Source organism: Kitasatospora sp. MBT63, from assembly GCF_000710465.2.
Classification (GTDB): Bacteria; Actinomycetota; Actinomycetes; order Streptomycetales; family Streptomycetaceae; genus Kitasatospora.
This window is the reverse complement of sequence record NZ_JAIZ01000845.1, coordinates 16,647-16,855: the sequence shown is the minus strand read 5'-3', so window position 1 is coordinate 16,855 and position 209 is coordinate 16,647. Positions and strand designations below refer to the sequence as shown.

Sequence of the window (209 nt, the reverse complement as noted above, 5' to 3'; positions counted from 1 at the left end):
AGCCGTCGGGGCCGTGGACGGTGAAGTCGTAGCGCCCGTCCGTCGCCGAGGCGTCCCAGGTGTACGTCTTCGAGCCGCCCGCCGGCACCGTGTACGGCGTACCGGCGAACGGGAACACGATGTTGGGGTAGACGGTGAAGGGGTAGCCGACGGTGCCGGTGTTGGTGAGGGTGCAGGTGACGGCACCGGTGGTGCGGTCGATGGTGACG

Annotated in this window: 1 protein-coding gene; it reads right to left on the bottom strand. The window is 69.4% G+C overall.

Annotated elements, in window-relative coordinates; translation table 11 throughout:
- Positions 1-209: phospholipase domain-containing protein (locus tag AA75_RS53360; RefSeq protein WP_233289474.1), on the bottom strand; the 209-nt coding region annotated here is incomplete at both ends.